This is a genomic window from Actinomadura rubrobrunea NBRC 15275 (genome assembly GCF_001552235.1).
GTDB lineage: Bacteria > Actinomycetota > Actinomycetes > Streptosporangiales > Streptosporangiaceae > Spirillospora > Spirillospora viridilutea.
In genome coordinates, this window is sequence record NZ_BCQU01000124.1 from 1 (window position 1) to 16,288 (window position 16,288).

At 74.3% G+C, this 16,288-nt stretch carries 12 protein-coding genes; 5 read left to right on the forward strand and 7 right to left on the reverse strand.

Features of this window, described 5'->3' with window-relative positions:
• The 3 genes from AR3_RS26550 to AR3_RS32715 all read right to left on the reverse strand — a co-directional run.
• Window positions 1-524, reverse strand: a 524-nt coding sequence (locus AR3_RS26550; RefSeq protein ID WP_067917996.1) for a DUF6113 family protein, incomplete at its 3' end; no start/stop codon positions are given.
• A gap of 53 nt (window positions 525-577) precedes the next feature.
• A complete protein-coding gene (gene mshB, locus AR3_RS26555; RefSeq protein ID WP_067917998.1) occupies window positions 578-1,483 on the reverse strand; it encodes an N-acetyl-1-D-myo-inositol-2-amino-2-deoxy-alpha-D-glucopyranoside deacetylase in 906 nt (301 codons plus the stop codon).
• 129 nt (window positions 1,484-1,612) lie between these two features.
• Entirely contained in the window at window positions 1,613-3,127 is a 1,515-nt protein-coding gene (locus tag AR3_RS32715) for a serine/threonine-protein kinase (RefSeq protein ID WP_067918000.1), read from the reverse strand.
• 320 nt (window positions 3,128-3,447) lie between these two features.
• Between AR3_RS32715 and AR3_RS26565 the strand changes: the two genes are divergently transcribed.
• Window positions 3,448-5,541, forward strand: coding sequence for a S9 family peptidase (locus AR3_RS26565; protein ID WP_067918013.1), 2,094 nt, complete (start codon window positions 3,448-3,450; stop codon window positions 5,539-5,541).
• Window positions 5,542-5,613: 72 nt separating this feature from the next.
• On the opposite strand, the gene AR3_RS31870 is transcribed toward AR3_RS26565, so the two are convergent.
• Together AR3_RS31870 and AR3_RS31875 are read right to left on the reverse strand one after the other, a co-directional pair.
• On the reverse strand, window positions 5,614-7,359 hold the full coding sequence (locus tag AR3_RS31870; protein WP_067918002.1) for an ABC transporter ATP-binding protein: 1,746 nt from the start codon (window positions 7,357-7,359) through the stop codon (window positions 5,614-5,616).
• Between the two features lie 26 nt (window positions 7,360-7,385).
• Window positions 7,386-9,080 (reverse strand): ABC transporter transmembrane domain-containing protein, encoded by a 1,695-nt coding sequence (locus tag AR3_RS31875; RefSeq protein WP_067918003.1) that lies wholly within the window; start codon window positions 9,078-9,080, stop codon window positions 7,386-7,388.
• Window positions 9,081-9,395: 315 nt separating this feature from the next.
• Here AR3_RS31875 and AR3_RS26580 point away from each other — a divergent pair, with 315 nt between their 5' ends.
• The 4 genes from AR3_RS26580 to AR3_RS26595 all read left to right on the forward strand — a co-directional run bounded on the left by AR3_RS26580 (window position 9,396) and on the right by AR3_RS26595 (window position 14,207).
• On the forward strand, window positions 9,396-10,625 hold the full coding sequence (locus AR3_RS26580; protein WP_067918007.1) for a PP2C family protein-serine/threonine phosphatase: 1,230 nt from the start codon (window positions 9,396-9,398) through the stop codon (window positions 10,623-10,625).
• Between the two features lie 245 nt (window positions 10,626-10,870).
• Window positions 10,871-11,506: a succinate dehydrogenase cytochrome b subunit gene (locus tag AR3_RS26585; RefSeq protein WP_067918008.1), complete on the forward strand. Its 636-nt coding sequence runs from the start codon at window positions 10,871-10,873 to the stop codon at window positions 11,504-11,506.
• 2 nt (window positions 11,507-11,508) lie between these two features.
• Window positions 11,509-13,452 carry a fumarate reductase/succinate dehydrogenase flavoprotein subunit gene (locus tag AR3_RS26590; RefSeq protein ID WP_067918016.1) on the forward strand — a complete coding sequence of 648 codons (1,944 nt, stop codon included), beginning with the start codon at window positions 11,509-11,511 and terminating at the stop codon, window positions 13,450-13,452.
• Between the two features lie 2 nt (window positions 13,453-13,454).
• Window positions 13,455-14,207 (forward strand): succinate dehydrogenase/fumarate reductase iron-sulfur subunit, encoded by a 753-nt coding sequence (locus tag AR3_RS26595; RefSeq protein ID WP_067918009.1) that lies wholly within the window; start codon window positions 13,455-13,457, stop codon window positions 14,205-14,207.
• Between the two features lie 80 nt (window positions 14,208-14,287).
• Here the strand turns inward: AR3_RS26595 and AR3_RS26600 are convergent, their stop codons facing one another.
• Complete coding sequence (locus AR3_RS26600; RefSeq protein WP_067918010.1) at window positions 14,288-15,286, reverse strand: LysR family transcriptional regulator; 999 nt, start codon at window positions 15,284-15,286, stop codon at window positions 14,288-14,290.
• A gap of 76 nt (window positions 15,287-15,362) precedes the next feature.
• Window positions 15,363-16,094 (reverse strand): Crp/Fnr family transcriptional regulator, encoded by a 732-nt coding sequence (locus AR3_RS26605; protein ID WP_067918011.1) that lies wholly within the window; start codon window positions 16,092-16,094, stop codon window positions 15,363-15,365.
• Window positions 16,095-16,288: the final 194 nt, after the last annotated feature.

The following is a 16,288-nucleotide window of genomic DNA, read 5'->3' on the forward strand; positions in this document are numbered from 1 at the left end:
CCGCGCAGGAGCCACTGCCCCGGCGGGCGGCGGCCGGGCTGCAGCGCCGCCGCGACGACCGCCGCGACGAGCCCGCCCACGATGAAGACGTAGCCGGACAGCGTGCCGGGGATCGTCAGGTCGCCCTCGGAGCGCGGCAGCGACATCAGCAGGACGACGACGCCCCACCCCGTGGCGAACACCACGCCGCCCAGCGGGGAGCGCATCGCCCAGGCCGCCAGGCGCACCACGCCGAAGTTCACCGCGACGAGCACGATCGCGGCCACCGGCACCGAGCCGACCAGCCAGCCCTGCGCGAACGACCCGATCAGGCCGAACACCAGGCCGAGCACGCCGAGCGCCGCGTAGGCGGCCCCCGTCAGGACAGCCTCGGCCGCCTGCCCGGCGACATGCCCGCCCGGCGGCCCGACCGGCACCCCGCCCGGCGGCCCGGCCGGCGGGACGGCGGGCCCGGCGACGAACCGGCCGTCCGCGCCCCACGGCTGGGGCGCCCCGGCCTCGGGCGGCCGCTGCTCTCTGTCCACGCCGTCAGGGTAGCCTCCGCCGCGCCGCCTCCGCGAAGCGGCCGCGGCCGGCGTCAGGCGGACTCGGCGCGTTCGGCGGGTTCGGCGAACAGGTCGGTCTCCCGGCCGTTGGGCCCGGTCGGCCCGAGCTCCCCCGCCAGCAGGATGAAGTACTCGGTGCCGAACGCCTGCTGGCCCAGGTTGTTCGACAGCGCGAAGAACGGGCCGACCTCGTCGGGCGCCACCGTGATCTGGGTGCGGTGCGCGCGCAGCGCCGCGATCTTGGCGGGCAGGTGCGCCCGGGCGTCCACCTGCGTGGTGACCATGTGGTCGGGGACGCCGGAGCCGAGATCGTCCAGGCTGGCCACGCGCGGGAACGGCAGGCGCGCCTCGCGCATCACCGCGACGGAGCGCGCCAGCACCGACCGGGGCATGGCGTAGGCGTAGAACTTGGCCACCTTCCAGGGCTCGCCGCCGTCCCGGTACGCCGGGTCGGCGGCCAGTTCGAAGGCCCGCCAGGTCACCCGGTGCGCCTGGATGTGATCGGGATGGCCGTAGTTGCCGCGCTCGTCATAGGTGACGATCACCTGCGGCCGCACCTCCCGAATGATCTTCACCATCTCGGCGGCGGCCTCGTCCACATCGGCCCGCCAGAAGCAGCGCGGATCGTCGTTGGACGGGGTGCCCATCATCCCCGAGTCGCGCCAGCGGCCGGGACCGCCCAGGTAGCGGTGGTCGCGCACGCCCAGCGCTGCGCACGCCTCGGCGAGCTCGCCGACGCGGTACTCGCCGAGCCGGTCCTCCTTGTCGGCGGCCAGATGGCGCAGCTCGCCCGGGATGACCTCGCCCTCCTCACCGAGCGTGCAGGTGACCAGGCAGACGTAGGCGCCCTCGGCCGCGTACTTGGCCATGGTCGCCCCGGTCCCGATGGACTCGTCGTCCGGGTGGGCATGGACGAACAGGATGCGCGGCTCCTTCATAACCTCCGAGCGTACTCAGCTTTCGATCCCTCTAGGGGTGACGGGCAGCACGCCCGCGCCGCGCGATCCGGCCGTGGGGACCGCCCTGCCGCCTCCGGGCCCGGCGGCCTCGGGAGGGGCGGCCGGGCGCTATTCGCCGGTCCCCTGCCCGGGGCCGGAGCCGCCGCCCCCGCCGCCGGTGTTGCCGCCGCCGTTGTTGCCGCCGGTGCCGTCGCCGTCGCCCGGCCCCGTGCCGCCGTCGCCCGGCCCCGTGCCGCCGTCGCCCGGGCCGCCGGTGTCCGGCGGGTTCGCGGTGTCCGTCGGCGAGAGCGTCGGACGGGTGGGCCGCTGGGTCGGCGTCGTCGGCTCGAGGGTCGGACGGGTCGGCGTGTGACGCGTGCGCGTCGGCACGTCGGGCGTGTCCGGAGCCTCCTCGGTCTCGGTCGGCTCCTCGGTCGGAGTGTCGGGCGCCGACTCCGAGGCGGTCGGGGTGTCCGGCGAGGCGGGCGCCTTGTCGCGGCTGGACATCACCACCATGCCGATGACCAGCGCCAGCACCACGACCGCCGCGACGGCGGCCACGACCGGCCAGCGCGAGGACCGGCTCTCCTCCGGCGGGTATCCGCCGTAGCCGCCCGCGGCGCGGTGCCGTCCCCGGCCGGGCGGCGGGCCCATGGGCGGCTCCACCGGCGGCAGCGCGTCCCGGATCGCCTGGGTCTCGCTCACCGGACGCGTCGAGTGGGTCGGGCCCATCGCGCGGGTGGCGTCCAGCGGCGGGGCGCCGTGGCCCGCGGCCAACTGGGACCCCTCGGCGAGCAGCGTGGTGGCCTGCGCCGGGTCGTCCATCCGGGTCTGCCCGGCCGGGCCGCTGCCGATCAGCTGCATCATGAGCTGCTGCGCGGTGGGCCGCCGGGTCGGCTCCTTGTCCAGGCACGCCGCCAGCAGCGGCCGCAGGTCGTCGGGCACGCCGTCCAGCATCGGCGGCTCGTGCACCACCCGGTTGATCACCGCGACCACGGTGTCGTCGCCGAACGGCGGGCGGCCGGTGGCGGCGAACACGATGGTGGCCGCCCACGCCCAGATGTCCACCGCCTCGGTGAGGCTGGCGCCCGCGACCTGCTCGGGCGCCATGTACGAGGGCGTCCCGATCGCCTTGGTCGCGGCGGTCTGGCCGGTGTCCAGGGCCCGCGCGATCCCGAAGTCGATCACCCGGGGCCCGTCCGGCGCCATGATCACGTTGTGCGGCTTGAAGTCGCGGTGCACGATCCCGGCCTGGTGGATGGCCACCAGCGCGGTCGCGGTCCCGATCGCCAGCCGCTCCAGCGCGGCCCCGGTGAGCGGACCGTCCTCGTTGATCTGCCGGTGCAGCGACTTGCCCGGCACGTACTCGCTGGCGATGTACGGCTGGTCGCCCGCGACGTCGGCCTCGAGCACCTGGGCGGTGCAGAACCGGGCGACCTGCTTGGCGGCCTGGGCCTCCCGGACGAACCGGTTGCGGGCCGAGGCGTCCGCGGCCAGGTCGGCGCGCAGGAGCTTGATCGCGGCTTTGGTGCCCGTGGACGGATCCACCCCGAGGTACACCACGCCCTGCCCGCCTTCTCCGAGCCGTTCGACCACGTCGAACGAACCCAGCCGCCGGGGATCTCCCGGCTGCAGCTCCGGCATGGACCACTCCTTACAGCCCGCGACGACAAGTGCGATGGGGAAGCCTTGAGCTTACGCGAGCCCGGCGCCGGGGGCGGGTCCGTTCCCGCACCGCCGCCGTACGGCCTGCGGGCGGCGGCCGCCGTTTCCGGGCACGCGTCAGCCGGCCCCGTCCTGTCTAGAGCACGCCCCGCCCCAGAGCAACCGGCATGCCGGAATCCGCCTTTGATCACACCGTAACGCCCGCCCGGACGCGCGTGCCGCCGGGCGGCTGGCAGACTCGTTACCCGTGAGCGGCCGCCCGCGGGCGACCAGGAGGCAACGTGGTGGGGGAACAGGTCTTGAGCATCAGCTTTCCACGGCAGAGCGCCCGTACGCGACGCTTCACCCTCGGTGTCCCGCGGGCCTTCCAGGTGGCGCCGGACGGGTCGCGGGTGGCGTTCCTGCGCACCCGGGCGGGCGACGACCCCGTGACATGCCTGTGGACGCTCGACCCCGCGTCCGGCGAGGAGCGGCTGGTCGCCGACCCGAGGGCGCTCGACCTGCCCGGCGAGGAGGACCTGCCGCCGGAGGAACGGGCCCGGCGCGAGCGCGCCCGCGAGCAGGCCGGCGGCATCGTCGGCTACGCGGTGGACCGCGACGTGCGGCAGGCCGTCTTCACCCTGGCCGGACGGCTGTTCCTCGCCGACCTGGCCACGGGGGACGTGCGGGCCCTGCCCGCGGCGACCCCGGTGTTCGACCCGCGGCTCGACCCCGCCGGCCGGCGCGTGGCCTACGTGTCCGGCCGCACCCTGCGCGTCCTGGACGTGGCGAGCGGGGAGGACGCCCCCCTGGTGACGCCGGAGAGCGAGCAGGTGTCCTACGGGCTGGCGGAGTTCATCGCGGCCGAGGAGATGGGCCGCTTGCGGGGCCACTGGTGGGCGCCCGACGGCGAGACCCTGCTGGCCGCGCGGGTCGACGAGACGCCCGTGCTGCGCTGGCACATCGCCGACCCCGCCAACCCCGAGCGGCCCCCGACCGAGGTCGCCTACCCGGCGGCGGGCACGCCCAACGCCATCGTGTCGCTGGTGCTGCTCAAGCTGGACGGCCGCCGCACGGCGGTCGCCTGGGACCGCGGCGAGTTCCCCTACGTGGTCACCGCGACCTGGGACGCGCACGGCCTGCTCGTCGTCGTGCAGACGCGCGACCAGCGCGCCCAGCGGCTGCTCGGGGTCGACCCGTCGTCGGGCGAGACGACGCTGCTGCACACCCTGCACGACCCGGAGTGGACGGAGATCGTGCAGGGCGTTCCGGCGCGGCTGGGCGGCGGCGAGGTCGTCTGGGTCGTCGACGACCGCGACACCGACACCCGGCGCCTGACCGTCGAGGGCAAGCCCGTCACGCCGCCCGGGCTCCAGGTGCGGTCCGTGCTGGCCGTCGAGGGCGAGACGGTGCTGTTCACCGCCTCGCAGGAGCCGACCGAGGTGCACGTGTGGTCCTACGGTCCGGAGGGGACCGTCCGGCTCACCGAGGGCGCGGGGGTGTTCTCCGGCGCCCGCTGCGGCGAGGTCGCCGTGCTGACCGGGTCGCGGCTGGACCGGCCGGGCGTGTCCACCGAGGTCCGCGGGCCCGGCGGCGCCGTCCACCCGATCGCCTCGCGCGCCGAGACCCCGGTGGTCGAGCCGAAGCCGCGGCTGCTGCGCGCCGGGGAACGCGAGATCCGCACGGTCGTGCTGCTGCCGACCGGCTGGCGGCCCGGCGACGGGCGGCTGCCGGTGCTCATGGACCCCTACGGCGGCCCGCACGCCCAGCGGGTCCTGGCCGTGCGGCGCGCCTACAACGAGGCCCAGTGGTTGGCCGACCAGGGCTTCGCGGTCGTCATCGCCGACGGCCGGGGGACGCCCGCGCGCGGTCCCGCCTGGGAGCGCGCGGTCCACCGCGACTTCGCCGGGCCGGTGCTGGAGGACCAGATCACCGCGCTGGAGGAGGCGGCCCGCCGCCACCCGGACGCGCTGGACCTCGGCCGCGTCGGCATCCGCGGCTGGTCGTTCGGCGGATGGCTGGCCGCGCTGGCGGTGCTGCGCCGCCCCGACGTGTTCCACGCGGCCGTGGCGGGCGCCCCGCCCACCGACTGGCGCCTGTACGACACCCACTACACCGAGCGCTACCTCGGCCACCCGGACGAGGAGCCGGAGGTGTACGCCGCCAACTCCCTGCTCGAGGACGCGCCGCGGCTGGAGCGCCCCCTGCTGCTGATCCACGGCCTGGCGGACGACAACGTGGTGGCCGCCCACACGCTGCGCCTGTCCAGCGCCTTGCTGGCGGCGGGCCGCCCCCACACGGTGCTGCCCCTGTCCGGCGTCACCCACATGACCCCGCAGGAGGTCGTCGCGGAGAACCTCCTCAACGTCCAGGTCGCCTTCCTCAAGAAGGCCCTCGCCGAACGCGCCGACTGAGAACCGCGCCACGCGCCGCACAAACGTGCGCGAGGAGAACGGGGCGGCCGCATACGCGGCCGCCCCGTTGGACTATGGCGAGGGTTGTTTGTCGCCGTGCCAGGAGGACCATAGGGCGGCGTAGGAGCCGCCGGCGGCGATGAGCTCGTCGTGGGTGCCGAGCTCGATGACGCGGCCGTTCTCCACGACGGCGACGCGGTCGGCGTCGTGCGCGGTGTGCAGGCGGTGCGCGATCGCCACGACGGCGCGGCCGTCCAGGACGGCGGCCAGGGAGCGTTCGAGTCGGCGGGCGGCGCGCGGGTCCAGCAGGGACGTCGCCTCGTCCAGCACCAGCGTGTGCGGGTCGGCCAGGATGAGCCGCGCCAGCGCGAGCTGCTGGGCCTGCGCCGGCGACAGGGGTTCGCCGCCGGAGCCGACGACCGTGTCCAGACCGGGCCCGTCCCAGTCCACGGCCCGCAGCGCCGCCTCCGCCTCCTCGTCGGTGGCGGGCCGCGCCAGGAGCAGGTTGTCCCTGACGGTGCCGTGGAACACGTGGTGGTCCTGGGTGACCAGGGCGACGCGGCCGCGCAGCTCGTCCAGCGGCAGGTCCACCAGCCGCACGGCGCCCGCGCCCTCCCCCACGGTGACCGTGCCGACGCGCGGCTCGTCCACCCCGGCCAGCAGGCGCCCCAGCGTGGACTTGCCCGCCCCGCTCGGTCCCACCACGGCGAGCCGCTCGCCCGGACGCAGGTCCAGGTCCACGCCGTGCAGGACGTCGCGGCCGTCGCGGTAGGCGTAGTGGACGTCCCGGGCGGCCAGGCGCTCCCCCGCGGGGCGGGCGTCGCCGGGGGAGCGGTCACGCGGGACGTTGCCGACGCCGAGCAGCCGGGCCAGTGCCGCGCCGCCCAGCTGCAGCTCGTCCAGCCGCGTGAGCACCAGGTCCACGGGGCCGATGACCTGGTGCACGTACAGGGTGGCCGCGGTGACCTGGGCCAGCGACGCCATGCCGTGGATGTGCAGCAGCCCGCCGATGAGCAGGGTGGCCACGATGGGCAGCGCGAACGCGATGTCCACCACCGGGAAGATCACCGTGCGCAGCCGCAGCGTGTACCGCTCGGCTCGGTAGGACCGGGCGATGTCGCGGTCGCAGCGGCGCAGCCGCCGCTCGGCCAGGCCGAGCGCCTCCACGGTGCGCGCGCCGTGCACGGTCTCGGCGAGACCGCCGGTCAACGCGCCCCAGGCCGCCATCTCGCGCAGGTACCCGGGGGCGGCGCGCCGCAGGTACCAGCGCATCGCCCCCCACAGCAGCGGGACGCCGACCAGGCACGGCAGCGCCACCAGCGGCCCGGTCAGCACCAGCGCGCCCAGCGTCAGGACGATCATCACGGACGAGACGAGGATGTCCGGCACGGCCCGGCGGACGGTCTCCGACAGGGCGTCCACGTCCCGTGAGGTGCGGCTGACCAGGTCCCCGGTGCCGGCCCGCTCCACCCGCGACAGCGGCAGGGCCAGCACCCGCTCGACGAACTCCTCGCGCAGCTCGGCGAGGATCCGCTCGCCGACGCGGGCGGAGGCGTCGTAGGCGTACCGGACGAGCACTCCCTGGGCGATCAGGAACCCGGTGATGGCCAGGGCGACCGCGTCGATCTCGACGTCGCCGCGCCGCACGCCCTCCACGAGGTCGCCGAGCAGCCGGGGGGCGACGAGGCCGGCCGCCGCGGCCAGCGCGTGCAGGGCGAGCGCGCCGAGCAGGGCGCGGGGATGGCGCCGCAGCAGCAGGTGCCGCGCGTGCGCGCGCACCTGCGTCGGCGTCGCCACGGGCAGGATCTCGTTGCTCACGTCCGACGGTCTCCTGGAACGGGCGGTCAGGGGGAGTCCTCGCCGCGGGTGACGGCGGCGGCGTAGCGGGGCTCGGAGAGCAGCAGGTCGCGGTGGCGCCCCTCGGCCACCACGGCGCCGTTCACGACGAACGCGACGTGGTCGGCGCGGTCGAGCATGAGCGGGCTGGTCGTGCACACCACGGTGGTGCGGCCGGCGCGGGCTGCGCCGAGCCGGTCGGCGATGCGGGCCTCGGTGTGCGCGTCGACGGCGCTGGTCGGCTCCACGAGGACCAGTACCTCGGGGTCGGCCGCGAGAGCGCGGGCCAGCCGCAGCCGCTGCAGCTGGCCGCCGGAGAACTCGCGTCCGGCCTCGGCGACGCGGGCGTCCAGGCCCGTGGCGGCCGCGACGTCCTCGGCGCAGGCGGTCCGCAGCGCCGCGTGCAGAGCCGCGTCGTCCACGGGGCGGAAGCCGGGGGTGAGGGCGTCGCGCAGCGTCCCGGAGAACAGCCGGTCCTCGTTGAGGGCGACGACGATCCGTTCCCGCACGCCGGCGACGTCGCGCAGCGGGACGCCGCCGTAGGCGACCTCGCCGTCCGCGTGCCGGCCGAGGCGGTCGGCGATGGCCTGGGCGTCCCTCGGGTCGGACGCGGCGATCGCGGTGACCCGTCCCGGCCGCACGACCAGCCCGGACGCGGCGTCGACCAGTTCGGCGGGGCCGTCCGGGACGACGGTCCCGGTGTCCGGCGGCTCGGGCTCCAGGCGCAGCAGCCGCACGACCCGGCCGGCCGCGACGTGGCCGCGGGTGAGCGTGCCGGCCGCCTCCCCGACGGTCTTCAGCGGCGTGATCAGGAAGACCGCGTAGCCGTAGCAGGCGACCAAGTCGCCGACGCTGATCGCGCCGGACGCGGCGGCCCGCGCGCCCGCCCAGGTGACCAGGGCGACCAGCAGGCCGGGCAGCAGCACCTCCGCGCCGCGCAGCCGCGACGCGGCCGTCGCCGCCGCCACGCCCGCCCGGCGCACCCGCTGGGACTCCTCCCGGTACCGGTCGGCGAACAGCGCCTCGCCGCCGATGCCGCGCAGCACCCGCAGGCCCGCCACCAGGTCGGCGGCGCGGCTGTTCAGCTCCCCGACCAGTTCGCGGTGGCGCTGCTCGCGTTCGCGCAGCGGCCGCAGCAACGGCCCGGCCGCCGCCAGGATCACCGGGACGCCGATCAGCACGACCAGGCCGAGCCGCGGCGAGGCGGCCCACATCAGGCCGGTCACCAGCCCGATGGCGGTGGTCGCGCCGACGGCGCGGCCGAGGATCTCCAGCGCGTCGCCGATGTGCTCGACGTCCGTCACGCCCACGCTGACCACCTCGCCGGCGGCGGTCCGCCGCGGGAGGGTCCCGCCGAGCCGGACCGCCTGCCGGGTGACGATCTGGACGGTGCGGTAGGCGGCGGACAGCCAGCCGAGGACGAGCGTGCGGTGCCGCAGCACCCCGGTCGCGGCGACGCCCCCGCCGAGCGCCAGCACCACCGCCGACCACGCCGCGAGCGCGGACGCGTCCCGCTCCGCCACGCCCTCGTCCACTGCCTTGCCGATCGCGGCGAGCATGAGCGCCTGGCAGGCCGTCCAGCCGACGTCGAGAAGCGCCCCGGCGAGCACGGCCCGCCACTGCGCGCGGGCCGTCCAGATCAGGTAGCGGGTGGGTGAGCGGCCGTCGGGGACCCCGGGGTCGGGAACCGGTAAGCGCTTCACGGGGCCGAAGGGTATGTGGCGGACGTTCGGGAATTCGACTGGTTTTTTCGTCGCAAACCGGCTCTACCAGCGGTCTCTTGACGAGATCGGGGGGTGCGGGCCGGCGATCGGAGACGCTAAGGTCGGGTGTGCACGGAGCGGCTCCGCGCCGCTCCGCAGAGCCGCGATCCGGCCCGGCCGCGATCCGAAGGGGCGATGCGCCCGCACGCGGTCCGGCCCGGGGTCGCGGGTCGGCCTGTCCACCGTCCGTGCGCCGTCTCCGGGGGCACCGCGCGTGCCCCGTGCCGTCCATCCCGCCGACAGTCCGGAACCTCAGTGAGCGCGATCAGCCAGCACACCAGTCCCGCGGCACCGCCGGGCACCGAGGACGGCATCGACCTGCTCCTCATCGACGACGACCCGGGCAACGTCGGCGTGGTCGAGAAGATGCTCGCCGAGGCGGGTCTGGACATCGCCATGTCCGTGGCCGGCAGCCTGGACGAGGCGCGGCGGCGGCTGACCCGCCGCACCCAGTGCATCCTGGTGGACCTGTCCGCGCCGGGCATCGACCACCTGGGCGTGCTGCGGCAGGTGCTCGACATGGCCGAGCGCGCGGCGGTGGTGGTGCTGACCGGCCTGTCCGACGCGCACCTGGGGGTGCGGGCGGTCGCCGCGGGCGCCGAGGACTACCTGGTCAAGCAGGAGGTGGACGGGCCGCTGCTGGCGCGCGCCATCCGGTACGCCATCGAGCGCAAGCGCGCCGAGGAGAGCGAGCGGCGGCTGGTGGAGGCGCGGATCATGGGCCGGGAGAACGCCCGGCTGGAGCGCGGCCTGCTGCCGGTGCCGCTGATCGACGACCCGTCCCTGCGGCACGACACCCGGTACCGTCCGGGCCGCCGCCGGGCCCTGCTCGGCGGCGACTTCTACGACACCGTGCAGACCGAGGGCGGCGCGGTGCACCTGATGATCGGCGACGTGTGCGGGCACGGCCCCGACGAGGCCGCGCTCGGCGTGCAGCTGCGCATGGCCTGGCGGACGCTGGTGCTGGCCGGGCACACCGGCGAGCAGCTGCTCGGCATCCTCGACACCGTCCTCGGGCACGAGCGGCGCAGCGAGGAGCTGTTCACCACGCTGTGCATGGTGACGGTGGCGCCGTCGCGCCGCACCGCCCGCATGCACCTGGCGGGGCATCCGCCGCCGCTGCTGTTCCGGCGCCCCGCGGACGGCGCCGACGGCGACGTCGAGGTGACGGCGCTGCCCGACTACGCGCACGGCCCCGCGCTGGGCCTGGTGCCGGGCGCCGAGTGGCCCACCACCGAGATCGACCTGGGCGAGTCGTGGGAGCTGATGCTCTACACCGACGGGCTGATCGAGGGGCGGGTCGGCGCGGGCCCGGACCGGCTGGGCACCGAGGGCCTGGTGGGCCTCGCGCGCAGCGCCCGGCGCCGCGGCCGCACCGGCCGCGCGCTGATCGACGAGCTCGTCAACGAGGTGGAGGCGCTGAACGGGGACGCGCTCGCCGACGACCTGGCGGTGCTGCTGCTGTCGCACACGCCGTCCGAGTGACGCCGCCGAGAACGGCCGCCGTACCGCTCGGTAGGGACGAAGTTCCCCAAATGAGTGTGAAGTCCCTCACGTTCCCAGTCGAGCCGAATGGGCGAAATGCCCGGCCCTGCACGGCCTATAGCCTGAGGCTATCGAAACGAGTGTCGTGATGACTTGGTGGTCTTACCGCAGGCAGGCGTAGCGTCGCGCGCGTGGCTATAGCGATACCCGCGATCTATCGGAGCACTGTCGGCAAGAAGGCCGTCATGGCCGTCACCGGCGCGATCCTGGTGCTCTACCTGATCGCGCACATGGTGGGGAACCTGAAGATCTTCTTCGGCGCGGAGGACTTCAACCACTACGCGCACTGGCTGCGCACCATCGGCACGCCCGCCGTCCCCCGGCGCACGGTGCTGACGCTCATCGAGGCGGTGCTGGCCGTCTCGGTCGTCCTGCACATGTGGTCGGCGGTCTCGCTGGCCCGGCGCGCCTCCGCCGCCCGTCCGGTCAAGTACCAGGCCAAGCGCAAGTCCCACGCCCAGGGCTACGCCGTGCACACCATGCGGTACGGCGGCGTGATCATCCTGCTGTTCGTCATCTGGCACCTGCTGGACCTGACGTTCCTCGTGGTGAACCCCGAGGGCTCGGCCGCCACCCCCTACGAGCGGATGGTCGCCGACTTCGCCCCCGAACGCTGGTTCATCACGCTCTGGTACGTGCTGGCCGTGGTCATGGTCGGGCTGCACCTGCGGCACGGCATCTGGAGCGCCTTCCAGACCCTCGGCCTGCGCACCGCGCGCAGTGACGGCGCGCTGCGCGGCCTGGCCACCGCCCTGGCCGCGGTGGTGACCGCGGGCTTCCTGTCCGTGCCCCTGTCGATCACCTTCGGATGGGTGAGCTGATCATGACCGACGACGGTTTCTACACCACCGGCGCCCCCATCGCCGACACCAAGGCCCCGTCCGGCCCGATCGAGGAGCGGTGGACCAAGCGCCGCTTCGAGGTCAAGCTGGTCAACCCGGCGAACAAGCGCAAGAAGACGATCATCGTGGTGGGCACCGGGCTGGCCGGCGGATCGGCGGGCGCCACCCTGGCCGAGGCCGGCTACCACGTGATCCAGTTCTGCTTCCAGGACAGCCCGCGCCGCGCCCACTCGATCGCCGCGCAGGGCGGCATCAACGCCGCCAAGAACTACCGCAACGACGGCGACAGCGTGTACCGGCTGTTCTACGACACGGTCAAGGGCGGCGACTTCCGCTCCCGCGAGTCCAACGTGCACCGGCTCGCCGAGATCTCCACGCAGATCATCGACCAGTGCGTGGCGCAGGGCGTGCCGTTCGCCCGCGAGTACGGCGGCCTGCTCGACAACCGCTCCTTCGGCGGCACCCAGGTCTCCCGCACCTTCTACGCCCGCGGGCAGACGGGCCAGCAGCTGCTGCTCGGCGCCTACCAGGCGATGATGCGGCAGGTGGACGCGGGCAACATCGAGCTGTACCCGCGGCACGAGATGCTCGACCTGATCGTGGAGGACGGGCGGGCCCGCGGCGTGGTCGTCCGCAACCTGCTCAACGGGGAGATCAAGCACTTCACCGGCGACGCGGTGGTGCTGGCCACCGGCGGGTACGGCAACGTGTTCTTCCTGTCCACCAACGCGATGGGCTCGAACGTCACCGCGACGTGGCGGGCGCACAAGCACGGCGCGTACTTCGCCAACCCCTGCTTCACGCAGATCCACCCGACCTGCATCCCCTACAGCGGCGAGCACCAGTCGAAGCTGACGCTGATGTCGGAGTCGCTGCGCAACGACGGCCGCGTCTGGGTGCCGAAGAAGGCCGGCGACACGCGCAAGCCCGCCGACATCCCCGAGGAGGAGCGCGACTACTACCTGGAGCGCATGTACCCCTCGTTCGGGAACCTGGTGCCGCGCGACATCGCCTCCCGCGCCGCCAAGAAGGTCTGCGACGAGGGACGCGGCGTCGGCCCCGCCGGACAGGGCGTCTACCTGGACTTCGCCGACGCGATCAAGCGGATGGGCCGCAAGGCCGTCGAGGCCAAGTACGGCAACCTGTTCGAGATGTACGAGCGCATCACCGGCGAGAACCCCTACGAGACGCCGATGCGCATCTACCCCGCCGTCCACTACACGATGGGCGGGCTGTGGGTGGACTACGACCTGCAGTCCAACCTGCCCGGCCTGTTCGTGATCGGCGAGGCGAACTTCTCCGACCACGGCGCCAACCGCCTCGGCGCGTCCGCCCTCATGCAGGGCCTGGCCGACGGCTACTTCATCCTCCCGGTCACCATCGGCGACTACGTCGCCCGCACCAACGACCTGCCGCCCGTCGGCGAGGCGGCGATCGACGAGGCCGAGACCCGCGTCCGCGAGCAGATCGACCGGCTGCTGTCCATCGACGGCGACCGGACCGTCGACTCCTTCCACCGCGAGCTCGGCCACATCATGTGGGAGTACTGCGGGATGGAGCGCACCGACGAGGGCCTGCGCAAGGCGCTGCAGCTGATCCCCGCCCTGCGGGAGGAGTTCTGGACCCGCGTCAAGGTCACCGGCACGGGCGAGGAGCTCAACAAGGAGCTGGAGAAGGCCGGGCGCGTGGCCGACTTCCTGGAGCTGGCCGAGCTCATGTGCATCGACGCGCTGCACCGCACCGAGTCGTGCGGCGGCCACTTCCGCGCCGAGAGCCAGGACGAGGACGGCGAGGCCAAGCGCGACGACGAGAACTTCTCCTACGTCGCCGCCTGGGAGTGGGCCGGGCCGGGCAAGCCGCCCGTGCTCCACAAGGAGCCCCTCGAGTTCGAATACGTCAAGCCCACTCAGAGGTCGTACAAGTAATCATGAAGGTCACACTGCGCATCTGGCGCCAGAAGGGCCCTGAGGACAAGGGCAGGATGGTCGAGTACCAGCTCGACGACATCTCCCCCGACGCCTCGTTCCTGGAAATGCTGGACGTGCTGAACGAGCAGCTCATCCAGAAGGGCGAGGACCCGGTCGCCTTCGACCACGACTGCCGCGAGGGCATCTGCGGCATGTGCTCCCTGGTCATCAACGGCACCCCGCACGGTCCCGAGCGCAACACCACCACGTGCCAGCTGCACATGCGCAAGTTCAAGGACGGCGAGGTCATCACCGTGGAGCCGTGGCGGGCCAAGGCCTTCCCGGTCGTCAAGGACCTCGTCGTCGACCGCTCGGCCTTCGACCGCATCATCGCCGCCGGCGGCTACATCACCGCCCCCACCGGCACCGCGCCTGACGCCCACTCGGTGCCCGTCCCCAAGGCGGACGCCGACAAGGCCTTCGAGGCCGCCGAGTGCATCGGCTGCGGCGCCTGCGTCGCCGCCTGCCCGAACGGCTCGGCGTCCCTGTTCCTCGGCGCCAAGGTCACCCACCTCGGCCTGCTCCCGCAGGGGCAGCCCGAGCGGTGGGACCGCGTCGTCAACATGCTCGAGGCCCACGACGCCGAGGGCTTCGGCGGCTGCACCAACACCGGCGAGTGCACCGTGGCCTGCCCCAAGGGCATCCCGCTGGACGTCATCGGCCGCCTCAACCACGACTACCTCAAGGCCACCGCCGGCGGGAAGAAGAAGTAACCCAGGCGACTGCCTGATGCACGGCCTTGGCGGAGCGCGCGTCCCGACCTCGGGGCGCGCGCTCCTTTGTGCGCGAGAACTCAGGCGTTGACGAGGGCCTCCACCCCGGCCGGGAGGCTTCCCGCCAGGGCCGCCTCCACCAGGAAGGTCTGCAGGGTCTCCTGGAAGGCGCGGGCCGCGTGGGTGGGCTCGACGTCCTTGCGGTGCGCCAGCGCGACCGTCCGCAGCAGGCCGGAATTGCGGCCCCGGCGGGACGGGTCGAGGTCGGAGTCGTCCATCACCAGGGGCGTGCCGCGCAGGCCGGGGCGTCCGGCCAGGGCCATGCTCGGGACGACGGCGACGCCGAGCCCGGCCTCGACGAAGCGCAGCACCGCGTCCATCTCGCCGCCCTCGACCGCGAAGCTCGGCTCGAACCCGGCGGCCCGGCAGGCGCTGATCGTCGCCTCGCGCAGGTCGTACCCGGAGCGGAACATCACCAGCGGCCGGTCGCGCAGGTCCTCGATCCGCAGGTAGGGGCGGCGCGGCAGCAGTCCGCGGTGCGCCCGGTCCCCGCCCTCCGGCCCCGCCGGGGACGCCACCACCAGGTTCTCCCGCAGGATGGGGACGGTGTCCAGCGGCGGGTCGCCGGGCAGCGGCAGGATCACCAGCGCCAGGTCCAGGGAGCCGCGGGTGAGCTCCCGCACCAGGTCGCGCGACCCGCCCTCCTCGACGATGAGCCGGATGCCGGGGTAGGCGTCGTGGAAGCGGCGCAGGACGTCGGCGAGCAGCCCCGCGCACAGCGACGGCGTGGCGCCCAGCCGGACCCGGCCGCGGCGCAGGCCCGCCAGCTCCTGCACCTCCAGCCGGGCGGTGTCGACGTCGGCGAGGATCCGCTTGGCCAGCGGCAACAGCGCCTCGCCCGCCGGGGTCAGGGTGATGTTGCCGCGCGCCCGGCTGAACAGCGGGGCGCCCAGCTCGGCCTCCAGCGCCCGGATCTGCTTGGACAGCGACGGCTGCGCCACGTGCAGGAGCTCCGCCGCGTGCGTGAAGTGCCGGACCTCGGCCACCGCGACGAAGTAGGCGAGCTGCTGCAACTGCACCTTGCAAAGGGTACGACGCCCGCGATCGCCGACCGGCGTCCGGCCCGGCCGTCAGACGCCCGGCGCGGCCGCGGGGTCACCGGGCGTGGCGGCGGAGGGCCTGCAGATCGTGGATGATCACGCGGCGCCGGCCCGTCTCGATCCAGCCGTGGCGGCGCAGCGTGCGCAGGGCCTTGCTGACCGCCTCGCGGGAGGCGCCGACCCACCCGGCCAGTTCCTCCTGCGACAGGCTGAGGGTGATGCGCACGCTCTGGCGCCCGTCGCGGCGTTCCGCCGCGGCGCCGGCCGCGGGACGGCCCCGGCCGGACGGCTCGTACGGGACGCCGAACCGTTCGGCCAGCTCCACCAGGCGCTGGGCGACCCGCCCGGTGGCGTCGAACATGCCGAACTCGATGCGCTTGCGGTCGGCGTCGCGCCACCGCTGGCACAGCATCCGCATCATCAGCAGCGACACCCGCCCGTTCCCCTGCAGGAACGCCATGAACTGCGGGGCGGTGAGGGTGAGCGCCCGCGCCGGCTCCAAGGTGGCGACCGTGGCCGAACGCGGGCCGCCGTCGATCGCGGCGACCTCGCCGAGCAGCGCGCCCGGCCCCCGCACCGCCAGCAGCGCCTCCCCGCCGTGCTCGCGGTGCGAGTACGCCTTGACCCGTCCCGACAGCAGCACCGCCACCCACGTGGACGGCTCCCCCTCGGAGAACAGCACCTCGCCGCGGGCGAAGGCGCGGACCCGGGCGCGCCGTTCGAGCTCGGCGCGTTCGGCGGGCGTGAGCTCGGCAAGGAAGGAACCGGGCTCCAGGGGGGAGTTCATATCTCCACGCTAGAGCGGACCGGCGCTCCTTGTGAGCCGCCGCAAAATCACGAATCCGTCACGCGTTCTGTGTACTTCTTCCTATACACCGCGCCCCCGGTCCGCGAAGGTGGGGGCGGTCTGTGCGGTCCGCACGCCGCACCGCGAACCTTCATGGAGACGGCGAGCGCGGCGGGCGGCGGCGACGGGGGCTC

What these genes read in the sequence shown, in the direction of transcription:
- mshB (WP_067917998.1), bottom strand. Translation starts at nt 1,483, where the DNA reads ATGAAGGAGCCGCGCATCCTGTTCGTCCATGCCCACCCGGACGACGAG.
- AR3_RS32715 (WP_067918000.1), bottom strand. Translation starts at nt 3,127, where the DNA reads ATGCCGGAGCTGCAGCCGGGAGATCCCCGGCGGCTGGGTTCGTTCGAC.
- AR3_RS26585 (WP_067918008.1), top strand. Translation starts at nt 10,871, where the DNA reads ATGGCCGTCACCGGCGCGATCCTGGTGCTCTACCTGATCGCGCACATG.
- AR3_RS26590 (WP_067918016.1), top strand. Translation starts at nt 11,509, where the DNA reads ATGACCGACGACGGTTTCTACACCACCGGCGCCCCCATCGCCGACACC.
- AR3_RS26595 (WP_067918009.1), top strand. Translation starts at nt 13,455, where the DNA reads ATGAAGGTCACACTGCGCATCTGGCGCCAGAAGGGCCCTGAGGACAAG.
- AR3_RS26605 (WP_067918011.1), bottom strand. Translation starts at nt 16,094, where the DNA reads ATGAACTCCCCCCTGGAGCCCGGTTCCTTCCTTGCCGAGCTCACGCCC.